At 66.8% G+C, this 14,826-nt stretch carries 14 protein-coding genes and 1 pseudogene; 10 read left to right on the forward strand and 5 right to left on the reverse strand.

Annotation, left to right across the window (positions count from 1 at the left end; genetic code table 11):
- Positions 1-107: 107 nt before the first annotated feature.
- Complete coding sequence (locus J7528_RS06325) at positions 108-1,133, reverse strand: RluA family pseudouridine synthase (RefSeq protein ID WP_291872168.1); 1,026 nt, start codon at positions 1,131-1,133, stop codon at positions 108-110.
- Between the two features lie 94 nt (positions 1,134-1,227).
- On the opposite strand from J7528_RS06325, the gene J7528_RS06330 reads away from it, so the two are divergent.
- Entirely contained in the window at positions 1,228-3,714 is a 2,487-nt protein-coding gene (locus J7528_RS06330; protein ID WP_291872092.1) for a TonB-dependent receptor, read from the forward strand.
- Between the two features lie 197 nt (positions 3,715-3,911).
- Positions 3,912-5,612, forward strand: coding sequence for an alkaline phosphatase D family protein (locus J7528_RS06335; RefSeq protein WP_291872093.1), 1,701 nt, complete (start codon positions 3,912-3,914; stop codon positions 5,610-5,612).
- A gap of 118 nt (positions 5,613-5,730) precedes the next feature.
- Here the strand turns inward: J7528_RS06335 and J7528_RS06340 are convergent, their stop codons facing one another.
- Positions 5,731-6,357 carry a LysE family translocator gene (locus J7528_RS06340; RefSeq protein ID WP_291872094.1) on the reverse strand — a complete coding sequence of 209 codons (627 nt, stop codon included), beginning with the start codon at positions 6,355-6,357 and terminating at the stop codon, positions 5,731-5,733.
- Complete coding sequence (gene hisI / locus J7528_RS06345; protein WP_291872095.1) at positions 6,344-6,763, reverse strand: phosphoribosyl-AMP cyclohydrolase; 420 nt, start codon at positions 6,761-6,763, stop codon at positions 6,344-6,346. Before hisI ends, J7528_RS06340 begins: the two co-directional genes overlap by 14 nt.
- Positions 6,764-6,827: 64 nt before the next feature.
- On the opposite strand from hisI, the gene J7528_RS06350 reads away from it, so the two are divergent.
- Positions 6,828-7,712 carry a DUF817 domain-containing protein gene (locus J7528_RS06350; RefSeq protein WP_291872096.1) on the forward strand — a complete coding sequence of 295 codons (885 nt, stop codon included), beginning with the start codon at positions 6,828-6,830 and terminating at the stop codon, positions 7,710-7,712.
- A 4-nt stretch (positions 7,713-7,716) separates the two neighbouring features.
- Positions 7,717-7,828 (forward strand): annotated as a pseudogene (locus J7528_RS06355) (hypothetical protein); the annotation flags it as partial.
- A gap of 13 nt (positions 7,829-7,841) precedes the next feature.
- Here J7528_RS06355 and folE read toward each other — a convergent pair.
- The gene (folE, locus tag J7528_RS06360; RefSeq protein ID WP_291872097.1) at positions 7,842-8,477 is read right to left on the reverse strand and encodes a GTP cyclohydrolase I FolE; all 636 of its coding nucleotides are present in this window, start codon (positions 8,475-8,477) and stop codon (positions 7,842-7,844) included.
- A gap of 180 nt (positions 8,478-8,657) precedes the next feature.
- Here folE and cysS point away from each other — a divergent pair, with 180 nt between their 5' ends.
- Positions 8,658-10,049 (forward strand): cysteine--tRNA ligase, encoded by a 1,392-nt coding sequence (cysS, locus tag J7528_RS06365; protein ID WP_291872098.1) that lies wholly within the window; start codon positions 8,658-8,660, stop codon positions 10,047-10,049.
- A 168-nt stretch (positions 10,050-10,217) separates the two neighbouring features.
- Here the strand turns inward: cysS and J7528_RS06370 are convergent, their stop codons facing one another.
- Positions 10,218-10,502: a GIY-YIG nuclease family protein gene (locus J7528_RS06370; protein WP_291872099.1), complete on the reverse strand. Its 285-nt coding sequence runs from the start codon at positions 10,500-10,502 to the stop codon at positions 10,218-10,220.
- Positions 10,503-10,639: 137 nt separating this feature from the next.
- Between J7528_RS06370 and J7528_RS06375 the strand changes: the two genes are divergently transcribed.
- The 5 genes from J7528_RS06375 to J7528_RS06395 are packed head-to-tail and all read left to right on the forward strand — an operon-like array spanning position 10,640 to position 14,782.
- Positions 10,640-11,101 (forward strand): SRPBCC domain-containing protein, encoded by a 462-nt coding sequence (locus J7528_RS06375; protein ID WP_291872100.1) that lies wholly within the window; start codon positions 10,640-10,642, stop codon positions 11,099-11,101.
- A gap of 7 nt (positions 11,102-11,108) precedes the next feature.
- On the forward strand, positions 11,109-11,570 hold the full coding sequence (locus tag J7528_RS06380) for an iron-sulfur cluster assembly scaffold protein (protein ID WP_291872101.1): 462 nt from the start codon (positions 11,109-11,111) through the stop codon (positions 11,568-11,570).
- Between the two features lie 55 nt (positions 11,571-11,625).
- A complete protein-coding gene (yidD, locus tag J7528_RS06385) occupies positions 11,626-11,880 on the forward strand; it encodes a membrane protein insertion efficiency factor YidD (RefSeq protein WP_291872102.1) in 255 nt (84 codons plus the stop codon).
- Positions 11,877-13,856, forward strand: a complete 1,980-nt coding sequence (gene thrS / locus J7528_RS06390) for a threonine--tRNA ligase (protein ID WP_291872103.1) — start codon at positions 11,877-11,879, stop codon at positions 13,854-13,856. The genes yidD and thrS overlap by 4 nt, the downstream gene beginning before the upstream one ends.
- On the forward strand, positions 13,856-14,782 hold the full coding sequence (locus J7528_RS06395; RefSeq protein ID WP_291872104.1) for a glycosyltransferase family 2 protein: 927 nt from the start codon (positions 13,856-13,858) through the stop codon (positions 14,780-14,782). The genes thrS and J7528_RS06395 overlap by 1 nt, the downstream gene beginning before the upstream one ends.
- Positions 14,783-14,826 lie beyond the last annotated feature (44 nt).

Below are 14,826 nucleotides of genomic sequence, written 5' to 3' on the forward strand. Positions count from 1 at the left end.
CGCTCCACGATGACAGGGCTGACACCCTAGAGCGCCAAGCCAGCGCAATTAGGGCGCTTTTGTTGCCGCCTGGCAAGCTTGGCCCGTCTTCAGGATATGGGCTGTGATCAGAGGGTTTCCAGGTCGGCCTGCAAGGCCGCCATGTCGGCGGGCAGGGGGGTCTCGAACCGCAGGGTCTCGCCCGTCACCGGATGCACGAAGCCCAGCACCGCCGCGTGCAGCGCCTGGCGTTTGAGGCCCGCCGCCGCGATCATCTCGCGCACCGCCTGGGCCGGCTGGCTGGCGCCGTAGACGGGGTCGGCCAGGCACGGGCTGCCCTTGCTGGCCATGTGGACGCGGATCTGGTGGGTGCGGCCGGTCTCCAGCCGGCAGGCGACGCGCGCGGCCAAGGGCTTGTCCTGCGGCCCGAACACCGCTTCGACGCGATAGTGCGTGATGGCCGTCCGGCCGCCCGAGCGCAGCACGGCCATCTTCTTGCGATCGCCGGGCGAGCGGCCGATCTGGGTCTCGATGGTGTCGGCGGCGGGCGAGGGCGCGCCGCGGGTCAGGGCGACGTACAGCCGGTCGATGTCGTGGGTCGAGAACAGCTTGGACAGGCCCTGGTGGGCCACGTCGCTCTTGGCCGCGACCATGACGCCAGAGGTGTCCTTGTCCAGGCGGTGGACGATGCCCGGCCGCGCCACCCCGCCCACGCCCGACAGGCTGTCGCCGCAGTGGTGCAGCAGGGCGTTGACCAGGGTGCCGTCGGGCGTGCCGGGACCGGGATGGACGGCCATGCCGGCGGCCTTGTCGACCACGATCAGGTGCGCGTCCTCATAGAGGATAGCCAGCGGCAGGGCCTGCGCTTCCGGATCGGCCGGGGCCGGCGGCGGGACGGTCAGCGTATAGGTCCCGGCCTTGGCCTTGCGCGAGGCGTCGGTGACCGGCTGGCCGTCCAGGGTCAGGCGGCCCTCGCCGATCAGGGCCTGCAGGCGGGCGCGGGAAATATCCGGAAATAGCGGGGCCAGCACCTTGTCCAAGCGCTGGCCGGCCAGGCTTTCGGTCAGGTCGGCAGCCAGGCGCTCGCCGTCGTCCGCCTCTGGAGCATCGGCGCCCAGGATGTCGTCATCCAGAGTTTCGTCCACGCCATCCACCGGGGGTTTCATCGCTCCTTCACAGGTCCGTCGCGTCGTCGACACCGGCCATGCCTACGGCCGAGGTCGAGTTTGTATCTTTGGGGGATAGTCCATGCGCGCTTTCCGCACCACCACCCTGTTGACCGCCAGCCTGCTGGCCCTGGTCGCCGCCGCTCCGGCCTTCGCCGCGGATGAAACGCCGGCCGCCAACAACGAGCAGGCCACCAACCTGGGCGAGCTGGTCATCACGGCCCAGAAGCACGCCCAGGACCCGGTCGAAGTGCCGATCGCGGTGACCGCCTATTCGGGCAAGTTCCTGGAGGCCATCGGCGTCAAGGCGTTCGACGAGCTGTCGGCCTTCACCCCCGGCTTCCTCGTCCAGAACCAGTCGAACAACAATTCCGGCTTCGTGATGCGCGGCATCACCTCGGACTCGGGTTCGGCCACCGACGAGACCCGCGTCTCGATCTTCCAGGACGGCGTGCCGATCTCGCGCTCGCGCGGCTCGTATGTAGAGCTGTTCGACATGGAGCGGGTCGAGGTAGCCAAGGGCCCGCAATCGACCCTGTTTGGCCGCGGCGCCCTGATCGGTGCGGTGAACCTGGTGCAGAACAAGGCCAATCCGGCCGACTTCGACTGGGCCGCCAAGGCCGAGGGCGGCACGGGCGGCTACGCCGTCGGCGAGGCCATGGTCAATTTCGCGTTCGGCAATGGCCAGGCCCTGCGCATCGCCGCTCGCACGCGCCAGAACGACGGCTACGTCAAGGACGCGGCCGGCGGCGACGCCTTCAACTCGACCGACACGAAAGCCGTGCGGCTGGCCTATCACCTGGAGCCCGGCCCGCTGAAGATCGACCTGATCGGCAACTACCAAGTCGACGACACCAGCGGCACCTCGTTCAAGAGCCACACCTTCAACCCGACCAATCCGCTCACCGGCGAAGTCCTGGGCAATACCGAGGTCGGCTCGGCCGCGACCCTGTCGCCGGGCGCGGGCTTCGAAGGCGGCAAGCCGCTGGGCCTGGACCGCAAGGTCTATGGCCTGACCGCCCTGGTCGACTGGCGCCTGAACGACAGCCTGACCCTGTCGTCGATCACCGCCTCGCGCGCCTTCCACTCGGTGGAAGTGTTCGATCCGGACGGCGCGAGCCTGCCGATCCTGACCTTCGCCGAGGACGCGCAAGGTCGCCAGCAGAGCCAGGAACTGCGCCTGCGCTACGACAACGGCGGCCGTTTCTCGGGCTTCGTCGGCGCCAACTATTTCCACGAGACCGGCTCGTGGCGCATCCCCGGCCAGTTCGACGAGCGCCTGGTGCTGGCCCTGCTGGCCGGCAATACCCCGCTGGGCATCAGCCGCCCCAACCCGCAGCCGCTGGCCGTGCTGACCAACCCGGCCTATCTGGCCACCGTGCTGCAACTGGGCTTCGGCATCCCCGCCAGCCTGGCGCCGGGTCTGGTGTCGAACCTGAAGCCGATCCACCGCGAGACCTTCGCCAATTCCAGCGAGAACACCGCCTACGACGTCTATGCCGACGGCACGTTCAAGCTGACCGACAAGTTCGAGATCACCGCTGGCATCCGCTACACCAGCGAAGACCGTGAAGCCGCCTATCGCTCGAGCGTCGATAACGGCCGCTCGATCCTGGGCATCCTGCTGGCGGCCCCGACCCCGACCAACCTGTTCCTGGCCGCCCAGCCGGGCGCGGTGAACAGCGCCGCCCTGCCGATGGTCGGCCTGATCGCCCAGCCGACCGCCAACAATGGCGACACCTTCTCCAAGAAGATCGACGACAGTGGTCTGACCTGGCGCCTGGTCGGTCGCTACGCCGCGTCGGAAGACTTGAGCTTCTACGCCTCGTACGCCCGCGGCCGCCGCCCGGACGTGATCTCGACCAGCGCTCCGGCGGTGGCGATGGGTCCCGCCCGCTTCAACGTCGTCGCCGCCGAAGAGGTCAACAGCGTCGAGGCCGGCGCCAAGGGTAAGCTGCTGGACGGCCGCCTGTTCCTGTCGGGCTCGGTGTTCCGCTACGACTACGACAACTTCGCCACCAGCTTCCGCCAGGGCGCGCAGGTCGTGACCTTGAACGCCGGCAAGGCCAAGGCCTACGGCTTCGAGGGCGAGGCCCGCGTCCAGGCCGGCGAGTTCTGGACCCTGTTCGGCACCTACGCCTACAACCACGCCCGCCTGGAAAGCGGCCTGCGCGAAGGCAACCACTTCCGCCTGTCGCCCGACCAGACCTTCTCGGTCGGCGCCGCGTTCAGCCGCGAGGCCCTGGGCGGCAAGCTGACCTTCACCCCGACCTACACCTGGCGCTCGAAGATGTTCTTCGACGACGACAACGACCGCTCTGACCTGCAGTCGGCCGGCCTGTTCCCCGACACCAAGGTCGACGAGTTCCAGTCGGCCTACGGCCTGGCCAATGTCCGCGTCGGCTTCGGCGCCGTGGACGACAGCTGGAAGGTCGAGGCCTTCGTCGAGAACCTGGCTGACGAGCGCTACCTGAAGGACGCCGGCAACACCGGCGACAGCTTTGGCATCCCGACCTTCATCGCCGGCAAGCCGCGCTTCATGGGGATCGGGGTGACGTTCCGTCGCTAAAGCCATCACCGTTTCCCCGGCGAAAGCCGGGGCCCAGATGGAAGAGCGCTGGGGCTGACGCCATCAGCTCAGCGCTCTTCCAATCAGCCCAGACGCTTTGGGATCTGAGTCCCGGCTTTCGCCGGGAAGTCGGGTTTTGGGGATGGCCCGCGAGCCATTCCTTTTCCATTCTCGTACGCTTACCGGAGGGCCGCCTCATGAAGATCGACCGTCGTAAGGTTCTGGGCCTCTTGGGCCTGTCGGGCGCAGCCGCCGGCGAGGCCGTCGCTCAGCCGATTAACTGGTACAAGGGCCCGGTGGCCTTCGAGCACGGGGTGGCCAGCGGCGATCCCGGTACGACCTACGCGATCTTCTGGACCCGGGTGACGCCCAAGCAGCAGCCCGCCGGCGACATCGAAGTCCAACTCGACGTCGCCGCCGATCCGGACTTTAAGACCATCGTCGCGTCCAGCCGCACCCTGCGCGCCAAGGCCAGCGCCGACTGGACGGTCAAGCACGACCTGGACGGCCAGGGGCTGAAGCCAGCGACAGAGTACTTCTACCGCTTCAAGGCCAATGGCGTGACCTCGCCGGTCGGCCGCACGCGCACCCTGCCGGCCGGCAAGACCCAGGACGTCGTCCTGGCCGTGACCTCGTGCAGCCTGCATCCGAACGGCTACTTCAACGCCTATGACGCCATCGCCAAGCTGGATCGCGTCGACGCGGTGCTGCACCTGGGCGACTACATCTACGAGTATGGCGGTGGTCCCAAGGACTACGGCATGAACTCGCCGGTGGCCAAGGCGCGCGTGCCAGAGCCGATCCACGAGATCGTCAGCCTGGCCGACTACCGCGCCCGTCACGCCCAGTACAAGACCGATCCGGCCTTGCAGGCGGCCCACGCCCGCGCGCCGTGGATCGTGGTCTGGGACGACCACGAAACGGCCAATGACAGCTGGATCGGCGGGGCCGAGAACCACGATCCCAAGACCGAGGGCGACTGGGCCGCGCGCAAGGCCGCGGCGCTGAAGGCCTATTACGAGTGGATGCCGATCCGCGAGGCCGCGGCGGGGACCCTGCCCGAGGCCGCCTGGCGCGACTTCCAGTTCGGCGACGTCGCCAGCCTGTTGATGGTCGAGACCCGCCTGACGGGCCGCACCCAGGAGCTGGACTACGACGTCGACCTGCCGATGGTCGATGGCAAGCCGGACCTGGCCGCCTTCACCGCCAAGTGGAAGGACCCCGCCCACCGGATGATGGGCGAGAAGCAGGAGCAGTGGCTGGCCGGTCAGGTCGGCGCCTCGACCAAGGCCGGGACGGCCTGGCAGGTGCTGGGCAACCAGGTGGTCATGGCCCGCGTCGCGCCGCCCAGCCTGTCCAAGACCATGGGGCAGGAAGCGTTCCAGGGCCTGCTGGCCAAGCTGCCTGACTATGCCAAGAAGCGCGTGGCGCTGTCGGACGCCATGTCGGCCCACGACATCCCCTCGAACCTGGACGCCTGGGACGGCTATCCGGCCGATCGCCAGCGGGTCTACGACATCCTTACGGCGGCCCAGGCTCGCCCGATCGTGCTGGCCGGCGACAGCCATATGTTCTGGGTGAACGAGCTGTGGAACGACGCCGGCGACAAGCGGGTGGCGGTCGAGTTCGGCGCCACGTCGGTGACCTCGCCCGGCTATGGCGACATCCTGCCCGGCGTGCCGCTGGGCGAGGCCTTCGTCCAGCGCAACAAGGAAGTGAAGTACGCCCACCCCAGCGCCAAGGGCTATCTGCTGCTGACCCTGGAGCACGGCAAGGCGACCGGCGAGCTGATCGCGGTGTCGACGATCGTGGACACCAAGTATGAGGCCAGCGTGCTGAAGCGGTTCGTGGTGACGCCGGCGAGTGGCGGTGGGGTCGAGGCGCTGAAGGAAGGCTAGTTCAGCACAGGCCCCCACCTGACCTCGCTCCGCGAGGTCTGTCCGCCCCCAAGCGGGGCGGAGGGTTATCTCTCCTCCCCCTGTTGGGGGAGGGGGACCGGCGAAGCCGGTGGAGGGGTCAGCGCCGCTCCAGCGCCAACCGCAGCCCAAACGCCACGAAGACGCTGCCGGTGATGCGGTCCAGCCACTGGACCACCACCGGCACGCGCAGCAGGCCCGCGATCGGCACCGTCGCGGCGATCAAAGCCGCGAACCACAGCAAGCCCTCCACGACGTGGATGCTGGTCAGCAGCAGTCCGAACCGCGCCGGATCGACGCCGGCGGGCATGAACTGGGGCAGGAACGAGACGTAGAAGATCCCGACCTTGGGATTGAGCAGGTTGGTCAAGAGGCCCCGGCGCATCGCCGCGATCGGGCCGGCATCGACGGACTTCATCTCGCCGGGCTCGAACTGGTCGCGGGGCTTGATGATCATGCGGATCCCGGTCCAGGCCAGGTAGATCGCCCCGGCCCACTTCAGCACTGTGTAGGCGACTTCCGACGCCGTCAGCAGCGCCCCGACCCCGAACGACGCCGCCGCGCCCCAGACCAGGCAGCCCAGCCCGATGCCGATCGCCGCGCCCACGGCGCGCTTCGGCCCCTCGGCCGCAGCGGTGCGGATGACCAGCGCCGTATCCAGGCCTGGCGTCAGGGTCAGCAGGCCGGCCGCCAGGGTGAAGGCGACGAGGGCTTCAGTCGTGGTCATGAATTGGCGCTTCCCGTTCGACCAGCTGTCCGTCTTCCAGAACCCGATAGAAGCACGAGCGGAAGCCGACGTGACAGGCGCCGCCGTCGCCGCGCGGGCGCACCTTGATCAGCACAGCGTCCTGGTCGCAGTCGACCCGCAGCTCGACCACGTCCTGCAGCTGGCCGCTGGTCTCGCCCTTCTTCCAGAGCTCGCCCCGCGAACGGCTGAAATAGTGGGCGATGCCGGTCTCGACCGTCAGCTTCAGGGCTTCGTCGTTCATCCAGGCCAGCATCAGGATCTCGCCGGTGTCGGCATGCTGGGCCACCGCCACGACCAGGCCGTCGGCGTTGAAGCGGGGAGCCAGGGCGTTGCCGCGCTCCAGCTCGTGCTTGGTGTGGGCTTGGGGGAACAGGTCGGTGCTCATGGCGCCACATATGGCGTAGGGCTGGCCGCTGCGCTAGTTTCCCGCCTTCTCGGTAGGGGACGAGATGAACCTGAAAGACCGCATCAAGGCCGGCGTGGCGGCGCTGGACGAGAGGGCGAGGCCGTGGGCGCGAAAGTCGCGCTGGAACGGCTATGCCTACGAGTTCCTGCTGTTTGGACTGAAGCAGGCCTGGGCCTGCCTGTTCGGCGGCCTGATGCTGGCCCTGCTGGTCGGCACGCATCTGTTCTGGCCGGCCGGCGCGCCGCTGGCGCGCTACGACTTCCTGGTTATCGCCGCCGTCGCCATCCAGGCCATGCTGCTGGCCCTGAAGCTGGAGCGCTGGGACGAGGCGCTGGTCATCTTCATGTTCCACGCCGTCGGCACGGTGATGGAACTGTTCAAGACCGCCCACGGCTCGTGGATCTATCCCGAGCCCAGCTTCTTACGCATCGGCGGCGTGCCGCTGTTCACCGGCTTTATGTACGCCTGCGTCGGCAGCTATATCGCCCGCATCTGGCGGCTGTTCGACATCACATTCGTGCGGTATCCGCCGTTCTGGACGACGCACATCCTGGCGGTGCTGATCTACGCCAACTTCTTCACCCACCACTACATGATGGACTTCCGGATCGGCCTGTTCGCCCTGTCGGCGATCCTGTTCGGCCGGACCTGGTTTGTGTTCACCCCTGACCATGTCGCGCGCCGCATGCCGATGCTGATGGGCGCGGTGCTGGTGTCGCTGTTTATCTGGTTCGCCGAGAACCTGGGCACTTTCGCCGGGGCCTGGATTTATCCCAGCCAGGCCAAGGGCTGGCACATGGTGCCGTTCGAGAAGATGGGCGCCTGGTATCTGCTGATGCTGATTAGCTTTGTCCTGGTGACGCTGGTGCATCGGCCGGTGGATGCGTGCGTGGCGCGGATCCGGGAGGGGATCCGGGCGGCGGCTTAGGCGGTCACTTGCCCCCACCTGGCCTGCTACGCAGACCGTCCGCCCCCGAAGGGGGCAGAAGGTGCGCGCCGATCCTTCTTCCCCCTCCGGGGGAGGAGCGCGAAGCGCGGAGGGGGCAAGTTCTCGAAACTACTTCCGCACCAGATCCATGAACCGCTGCTGCAGGACCTTGTCGGTCTTGAACACGCCGCGGAACTGGGTGGTGATGGTCGAGACGTCGTGGTGGTGGACGCCGCGGGTGCTCATGCACTGATGCTCGGCGTCGATCAGCACGGCGACGCCAGCGGCTGAGAGGTGATCCTCGATGGCGTCGGCGATCTGCATGGTCATGGTCTCCTGGGTCTGGAGACGCTTGGCGAAGATCTCGGTCAGGCGGGCCAGCTTGGACAGGCCGACGACCTTGCCGGTCGGCATGTAGGCGATCCAGGCCTTGCCCAGGAACGGCGCCATGTGGTGCTCGCAGTGGCTCTGCACGTCGATGCCGCGCAGCATGACCATGTCGTCATAGCCCTGCACGTCCTCGAAGGTGCGGCTGAGTTCCTTGGCCGGGTCGCCATGGTAGCCGGCGAACCACTCGCCATAGGCGTCGACCACGCGCTGGGGCGTATCGAGCAGGCCTTCGCGGTCGGGATTGTCGCCGGCCCAGGCCAGCAGGGTCCGGACGGCGGCCATGGCCTCGTCTCGGGTGGGGCGCTGGGCGGGTTCAAGATCAAGACCGGCGTCTTCAGTACCGATCAGGGTTCGCTCGCGGGTCAGTGCGTCCATGTTTTGAAGGGGTTCTTCCCGGGCTGAGTTGCGCCGAAGCGCCTGTCGCCCCGGAATTACGCGTGCCACCCGTCGCGCCTTCCCCACCAAACAGACGTGGTGATCGGAGCGCGTCCTAGCTATATGGGGCCGGCCCCTTCGCGGGGCAACACCTCCGTTACGTTAGGTTGCTGCGGCCCAATGACCCTGAAGATCCACGACACCATGGCGCGCGAGAAGCGCGACTTCGTTCCCGCCGATCCCAAGCGGGTGACGATGTATGTCTGCGGTCCGACGGTCTACAACTATGCCCACATCGGCAATTTCCGGCCCGTCGTGGCCTTCGACGTGCTGTTCCGGGTGCTGCGCCACATCTATGGCGAGGACGCGGTGGTCTATGCCCGCAACGTCACGGACGTGGACGACAAGATCAACAAGAAGGCCGCCGACGAGGGCGTCGAGATCAAGGTCATCACCGACCGCTACCTCGCCGCCTATCACGAGGACGCCGACGCCCTGGGCGCGCTGCGGCCGACCCTGGAGCCCAAGGCCACCGACCATATCGGCGCGATCGTCGAGATGATCGGCAAGCTGGTCGAGAACGGCAGCGCCTACGCCGCCGAGGGCCACGTGCTGTTCGACACCCAGAGCTTCGCCGACTACGGCCAGCTGTCGGGTCGTCCTCTGGACGAGATGATCGCCGGCGCCCGCGTCGAGGTCGCCCCCTACAAGCGCCACGCCGCCGATTTCGTGCTGTGGAAACCGTCGAAGGAGAACGAGCCCGAGTGGGACAGCCCCTGGGGCGCGGGCCGTCCGGGCTGGCACATCGAGTGCTCGGCCATGATCGACAAGGCGCTGGGCAAGACCATCGACATCCATGCCGGCGGCATCGACCTGACTTTCCCGCACCACGAGAACGAAGTGGCCCAGAGCCGCTGCGCTCACGATCTGCCGGTCCTGGCCAACTACTGGATGCACAACGGCTTCCTGGATATGTCCGGGGAGAAGATGTCCAAGAGCCTGGGCAACGTCGTCATCCCGCACGAGCTGTTGCAGACCGTGCCGGGCGAGGTGATCCGCTGGGCGCTGCTGTCGGCCCACTACCGCCAGCCGCTGGACTGGACGCCCGAGCTGATCGAGCAGTCGCGCAAGTCGCTGGACCGCCTGTACGGCGCCCTGCGCCGCGCCAAGGACGTGCCGATGGACCAGGCGATGGAGGCGCCGGCCGACACGGTCGCGGCCCTGATGGACGACCTCAACACGCCGCTGGCCGCCTCGACCCTGTTCGAGGTGTCGAGCCTGATCGAGAAGGCCGTGACGGCCGGCGACACCGTCGCCATCGCCGCCAACAAGGCCCGCCTGATCGAGGCCGGCGCCCTGCTGGGCTTCCTGCAGGCCGATCCGGACAGCTGGTTCGAAGGCGACGCCTCCGACGAGCTGAAGGCCCAGGTCGAGGATCTGCTGGCCAAGCGCCTGGCCGCCCGCGCCGCCAAGGACTGGCCCGCCGCCGACGCCATCCGCGCCGAGCTGGACGCCCTGGGCGTGGTGGTCATGGACGGTCCGAGCGGCGCGACGTGGCGCATGAAGGACTGAGGGCCTTTAGTCTTTTCCCAAGCCTCCCAAATACCGCTCATCCCCGCGAAAGCGGGGACCCAAGCTGACTCTCGGAGACTTGCAAGGCCGAGCTGAAATCCGCTGACTCGGCTTGGGTCCCCGCTTTCGCGGGGATGAGCGGATTGGGGGAAAGAACGGGGATCGTGGCTAGCAGTTCAGGGTCTCGTACAGATCTGTCCAACCTGGATTCCGCGTCTCGATCAGCTCGATCTTCCAAGCGCGGTTCCATTTCTTGATCTGCCGCTCGCGCGCGAACGCGCCCTCGCGGGTCTCACCAAGTTCGTACCAGACTAAGCGATCCACGCTGTACTTCGCCGTAAAGCCTTTGCGGATCTTTTCCCGATGCTCCCAAACGCGACGCGAAAGGTCGTCCGTATGCCCGCAGTAGAGCGTGCCATAGGGTCGACTCGCGAGGATGTAGACGGCGAACATCCGATCCATCACCAGAACTTATCATGAACATTATTGGCGCGGAAAGTCCGCTTGGGTCCCCGCTTTCGCGGGGATGAGCGGATAAGGGGATAAGCGAGATTGAGCGCTCAGGAGCGGTGGTGATAAAGGACCGCCCCATGAAACGCGCCGTCGAACATCGCATCGGGATCCAGGCCCCCGCCGAGATCGTCTGGGACGTGGTCTCGGACTTCTCGACCTGGAACGAGTGGAACCCGCTTTATCGCCGGGCCGAGGGCCAGATGAAGATCGGCACGGCCCTGACGCTGGAACAGCACCTGCCCGGCGAGCCGGCCAAGGTCATCGCCCCGATCGTCCAGGACTGGGTGCCGTACGAGCAGCTGCACTGGCGTTCCAGCCGGATGGGCGGGTTCGTCACGGCGATCCGTTATCTCGAGATCGAGAACATGGGGCCGGGCAATTCGACGTTCTCGAACGGCGAGCTGTTCATGGGCCTCTTGCTGCGGTTCGTGTCCCGCGACGAGCGCCGCAAGCTGAAGGCCGCCTTCACCGAAATGGGCGAGGCAGTGCGCGATCGCGCCGAAGCCATTTGGGCCGAGCGCCAAAAGACCCCATCTTAAGTTCGCGATGATCGACGACCTCTACAGCGCCAAGATCCTGACGCTCGTGGCCAACATGCCGCGCGCGGGACGCTTGCCCGCGCCCGACGCCAGCGCCGAGAAGACGGCCAAGCTGTGCGGCAGCCGGATCGTCGTCGATGTGAAGGTCGAAGGCGGCAAGATCGTCGACTACGCCCAGGAGGTTTCGGCCTGCGCCCTGGGCCAGGCGTCCGCCGCGATCCTGGGCGCGAACGTGGTCGGAGCGGAACTTTCCGACATCGAGTTGGCGCGCGACTCTCTGCGCGCTATGCTGAAGACGAACGGTTCGCCTCCCGCGGGCCGCTTTGCGGAGCTCGCCGTGCTGGAGCCGGTCAAGGACTATCCCGCCCGTCACGCCTCGACGCTGCTGGCGTTCGAGGCGACGGTCGAGGCTGTCCGGAAGGCCACAGGCGTCGGCGAAACGCGAACTAGCACCGCCGGCGCGGCTTGATCGCCCCACTCAGGGGGTTAGTACTTTACTGGACTAACAGGCGTCGCGCGCAGGCATGACCTTCTACGAACGCACCGTCGATTTGGGCCTTCGGGCCTACAAGTTGACGCTCTCGCCCCTCATCGGGCGGCAGTGCCGCTTCGCGCCGAGCTGTTCGGAGTACGCGGCGGCCGCCCTCAAGGATCATGGCCCGCTCAAGGGTTCCTGGTTGGCGTTGCGACGGATTTGCCGCTGCAATCCGTTAGGTGGATCGGGCTACGACCCGCCCCCGCCGGCAAGCCAGCCACGCAAGTGGATATGTGAAGAATGATCGATCTGGTTTTCCCCGACGGCTCCTCCCGTCAGTATCCCGATGGCTCGACGGGGCGCGACGTCGCCGCGGCCATCTCCAAGTCGCTGGAAAAGAAGGCGCTGCTGATCAAGCTGGACGGCCAGGTGCTGGACCTGGACCGCGCCCTGACGCCTGACCTGCTGACGGGCGAGCGCAAGTTCGAGATCCTGACGCGCGAGGCTCCGGAAGCCCTCGACACCATCCGCCACGACACGGCCCACGTGCTGGCCGAGGCCGTGCAGGAGCTGTTCCCCGGCACGCAGGTCACGATCGGCCCGAACGTCGAGGACGGCTTCTACTACGACTTCGCGCGCGAGGAGCCCTTCAGCCTGGACGATCTGGAAACGATCGAAAAGCGCATGAAGGAGATCGTCGACCGCGACGAGAAGATCACGCGCGAGGTCTGGGACCGCGAAGAGGCCATCGCCCACTTCGACGGCATCGGCGAGCAGTACAAGGCCCAGATCATCCGTGACCTGCCGGGCACGGACACGATCACGGTCTACCGCCAGGGCAATTGGAAGGACCTGTGCCGCGGGCCGCACCTGCCGTCGACCAAGCATGTCGGCAAGGCCTTCAAGCTGACGAAGCTGGCCGGCGCCTACTGGCGCGGCGACCAGAACAACGCCCAGTTGCAGCGCATCTACGGCACGAGCTGGGCCTCGGACGCCGACCTGGAAGCGCACCTGAAGCGCATTGAGGAAGCCGAGCGTCGCGATCACCGCAAGCTGGGCAAGACGATGGACCTCTTCCACATCCAGGAAGAGGGCAAGGGCATGGTGTTCTGGCACGCCAAGGGTTGGGCCCTGTACCGCGTGCTGGAAGACTACATGCGCCGTCGTCTGGACGCGGCCGGCTACAAGGAAGTCAAGACTCCCCAGATCCTCGACAAGAGCCTGTGGGAGAAGTCGGGCCACGCCGAGAAGTTCGGCCACGCCATGTTCATGTGCGAAAGCGCCGAGGGCGAGGTCCTGGCCGTCAAGCCGATGAACTGCCCCGGCCACATCCAGATCTTCAACGTCGGCCAGAAGAGCTACCGCGAGCTGCCGCTGCGCATGGCCGAGTTCGGCGCGTGCCACCGCTACGAGCCCTCGGGCGCCATGCACGGCATCATGCGGGTGCGCGCCTTTACTCAGGACGACGCCCACATCTTCTGCCGCGAAGAGCAGGTCACGGAGGAAAGCGCCAAGTTCATCGAACTGTTGCGCAGCGTCTATAACGACCTGGGCATGACGCTGGCTGACACCAAGTTCTCCACGCGTCCGGACCTGCGGGCCGGCACGGATGAGGTCTGGGATAAAGCAGAATCGGCTCTCTCGGCCGCTGCCGAGGCAGCCGGTGAGACCTTGGTGCTGCAGGAAGGTGAAGGCGCCTTCTACGGCCCGAAGCTCGAGTTCTCGCTAAAAGACGCTATTGGTCGAGTTTGGCAGTGCGGCACGCTGCAACTTGATTTCGTTTTGCCGGAACGATTGGACGCCGAGTACGTTTCGGAGGATGGTTCGAAGAAGCGTCCGGTGATGCTTCACCGGGCGATCTTGGGGTCCTTCGAGCGTTTCATCGGCATCCTGTTGGAAAACTACGCGGGCTCGCTGCCGGTATGGCTGGCGCCCACGCAGGTGGTCGTGGCCACGATCACGTCCGACGCCGACCCGTACGCCCTGGAGGTCGTCGAGAAATTGACGAAGCTGGGGATGCGCGCGGAAGTGGATCTGCGTAATGAAAAGATCAACTACAAGATTCGCGAGCACAGCCTCGCAAAGGTGCCTGTGATCGCGGTGGTCGGACGTAAGGAAGCGGAAACGGGGCAACTGGCCCTGCGTCGCCTCGGCAGCGAGGGCCAAAGCGTGCTCTCGCTCGAGGAAGCGCTGCGCGTCCTGAAGGACGACGCCACGCCGCCGGACGTCAAGCGCGCCCTGGGCGTCGCCAATCCCGCACCGGAGGCCGCGACCGCCTGATGAACAGCATCCTCCCGTCCGTTTCGACCCTCGCCGTGGGCGCGCGTCCGGCTCGTCCGAACGTGTCCGTGGTCATGGTCGTCTATCGGACGGGAGAGGCGCTGGCGCAGAGCATCAAGCACGTGCTGGCCGAGCCGCTGGTCGACGAGTTCGTCATCGTCGACAACGGCTCCGACGATCGCGACCAGGACATGCTGCGCTCGCTGGCCCTGACCGAGCCGCGTGTCGTGCTCAAGCAGGGCCACGGCAATATCGGCTTCGCGCGCGGCGCCAATCTGGGCGCCTCGACGGCGGGCGGCGAGTACATCGTCTTCCTCAATCCCGACGCCAACCTGCAGACGGGCTGCGTGGCCTCGCTGGTCACGGCGTTCAAAGGCCAGCCGACCCCGACCATCGTCGGCGCGCGGGTGATGAACACCGACGGCACCGAGCAGCGCGGCGGCCGGCGCGGCGACGTCACGCCGATGAGCACGGTGCTCAGCTTCGGCCAGTTCACCCGTCGCCACCCCAACCTGGCCAGCTTCGAGATCCATCGCGAGAACGAGCCGCTGCCGGGCAAGCCCGTGCCGATGCCGACCATCTCGGGCGCCTGCTTCGCCATGCGTCGCCGTGACTTCGAGGCTCTCAGCGGCTTCGACGAAGGCTATTTCCTGCATGTCGAGGACATCGACCTGTGCTGGCGCGCGCGCCGGGCCGGCGGCCAGGTGCTGTTCCAGCCCAAGGCCGAGGTCGTCCACCTGGGCCACACCAGCCAGGAACATCCGCTGAAGGTCGAGTTCCACAAGGGCGTGGGCCTGACCCGCTACTTCATCAAGCGCGCCGACAGCCTGCAGCTGTTCGCGGCGGCTGTTTTGCTGGCGCCGGCTATCATGCTGATGAGCGTTTCGCGTCCGCTGCTGTGGAAGCTGACCGGACGCCCCATCTAGCTTGGCGATCTAGCTTGACCGGTTTTTGGGCCAACCCCTAGGGT

Source organism: Caulobacter sp., assembly GCF_017744445.1.
Classification (GTDB): Bacteria; Pseudomonadota; Alphaproteobacteria; order Caulobacterales; family Caulobacteraceae; genus Caulobacter.

Coding starts and splice junctions, on each gene's coding strand:
- J7528_RS06330 (WP_291872092.1), top strand. CDS start 1,228: ATGCGCGCTTTCCGCACCACCACCCTGTTGACCGCCAGCCTGCTGGCC.
- J7528_RS06335 (WP_291872093.1), top strand. CDS start 3,912: ATGAAGATCGACCGTCGTAAGGTTCTGGGCCTCTTGGGCCTGTCGGGC.
- J7528_RS06340 (WP_291872094.1), bottom strand. CDS start 6,357: ATGACCACGACTGAAGCCCTCGTCGCCTTCACCCTGGCGGCCGGCCTG.
- hisI (WP_291872095.1), bottom strand. CDS start 6,763: ATGAGCACCGACCTGTTCCCCCAAGCCCACACCAAGCACGAGCTGGAG.
- J7528_RS06350 (WP_291872096.1), top strand. CDS start 6,828: ATGAACCTGAAAGACCGCATCAAGGCCGGCGTGGCGGCGCTGGACGAG.
- folE (WP_291872097.1), bottom strand. CDS start 8,477: ATGGACGCACTGACCCGCGAGCGAACCCTGATCGGTACTGAAGACGCC.
- cysS (WP_291872098.1), top strand. CDS start 8,658: ATGACCCTGAAGATCCACGACACCATGGCGCGCGAGAAGCGCGACTTC.
- J7528_RS06370 (WP_291872099.1), bottom strand. CDS start 10,502: ATGTTCGCCGTCTACATCCTCGCGAGTCGACCCTATGGCACGCTCTAC.
- J7528_RS06375 (WP_291872100.1), top strand. CDS start 10,640: ATGAAACGCGCCGTCGAACATCGCATCGGGATCCAGGCCCCCGCCGAG.
- J7528_RS06380 (WP_291872101.1), top strand. CDS start 11,109: ATGATCGACGACCTCTACAGCGCCAAGATCCTGACGCTCGTGGCCAAC.
- yidD (WP_291872102.1), top strand. CDS start 11,626: ATGACCTTCTACGAACGCACCGTCGATTTGGGCCTTCGGGCCTACAAG.
- thrS (WP_291872103.1), top strand. CDS start 11,877: ATGATCGATCTGGTTTTCCCCGACGGCTCCTCCCGTCAGTATCCCGAT.
- J7528_RS06395 (WP_291872104.1), top strand. CDS start 13,856: ATGAACAGCATCCTCCCGTCCGTTTCGACCCTCGCCGTGGGCGCGCGT.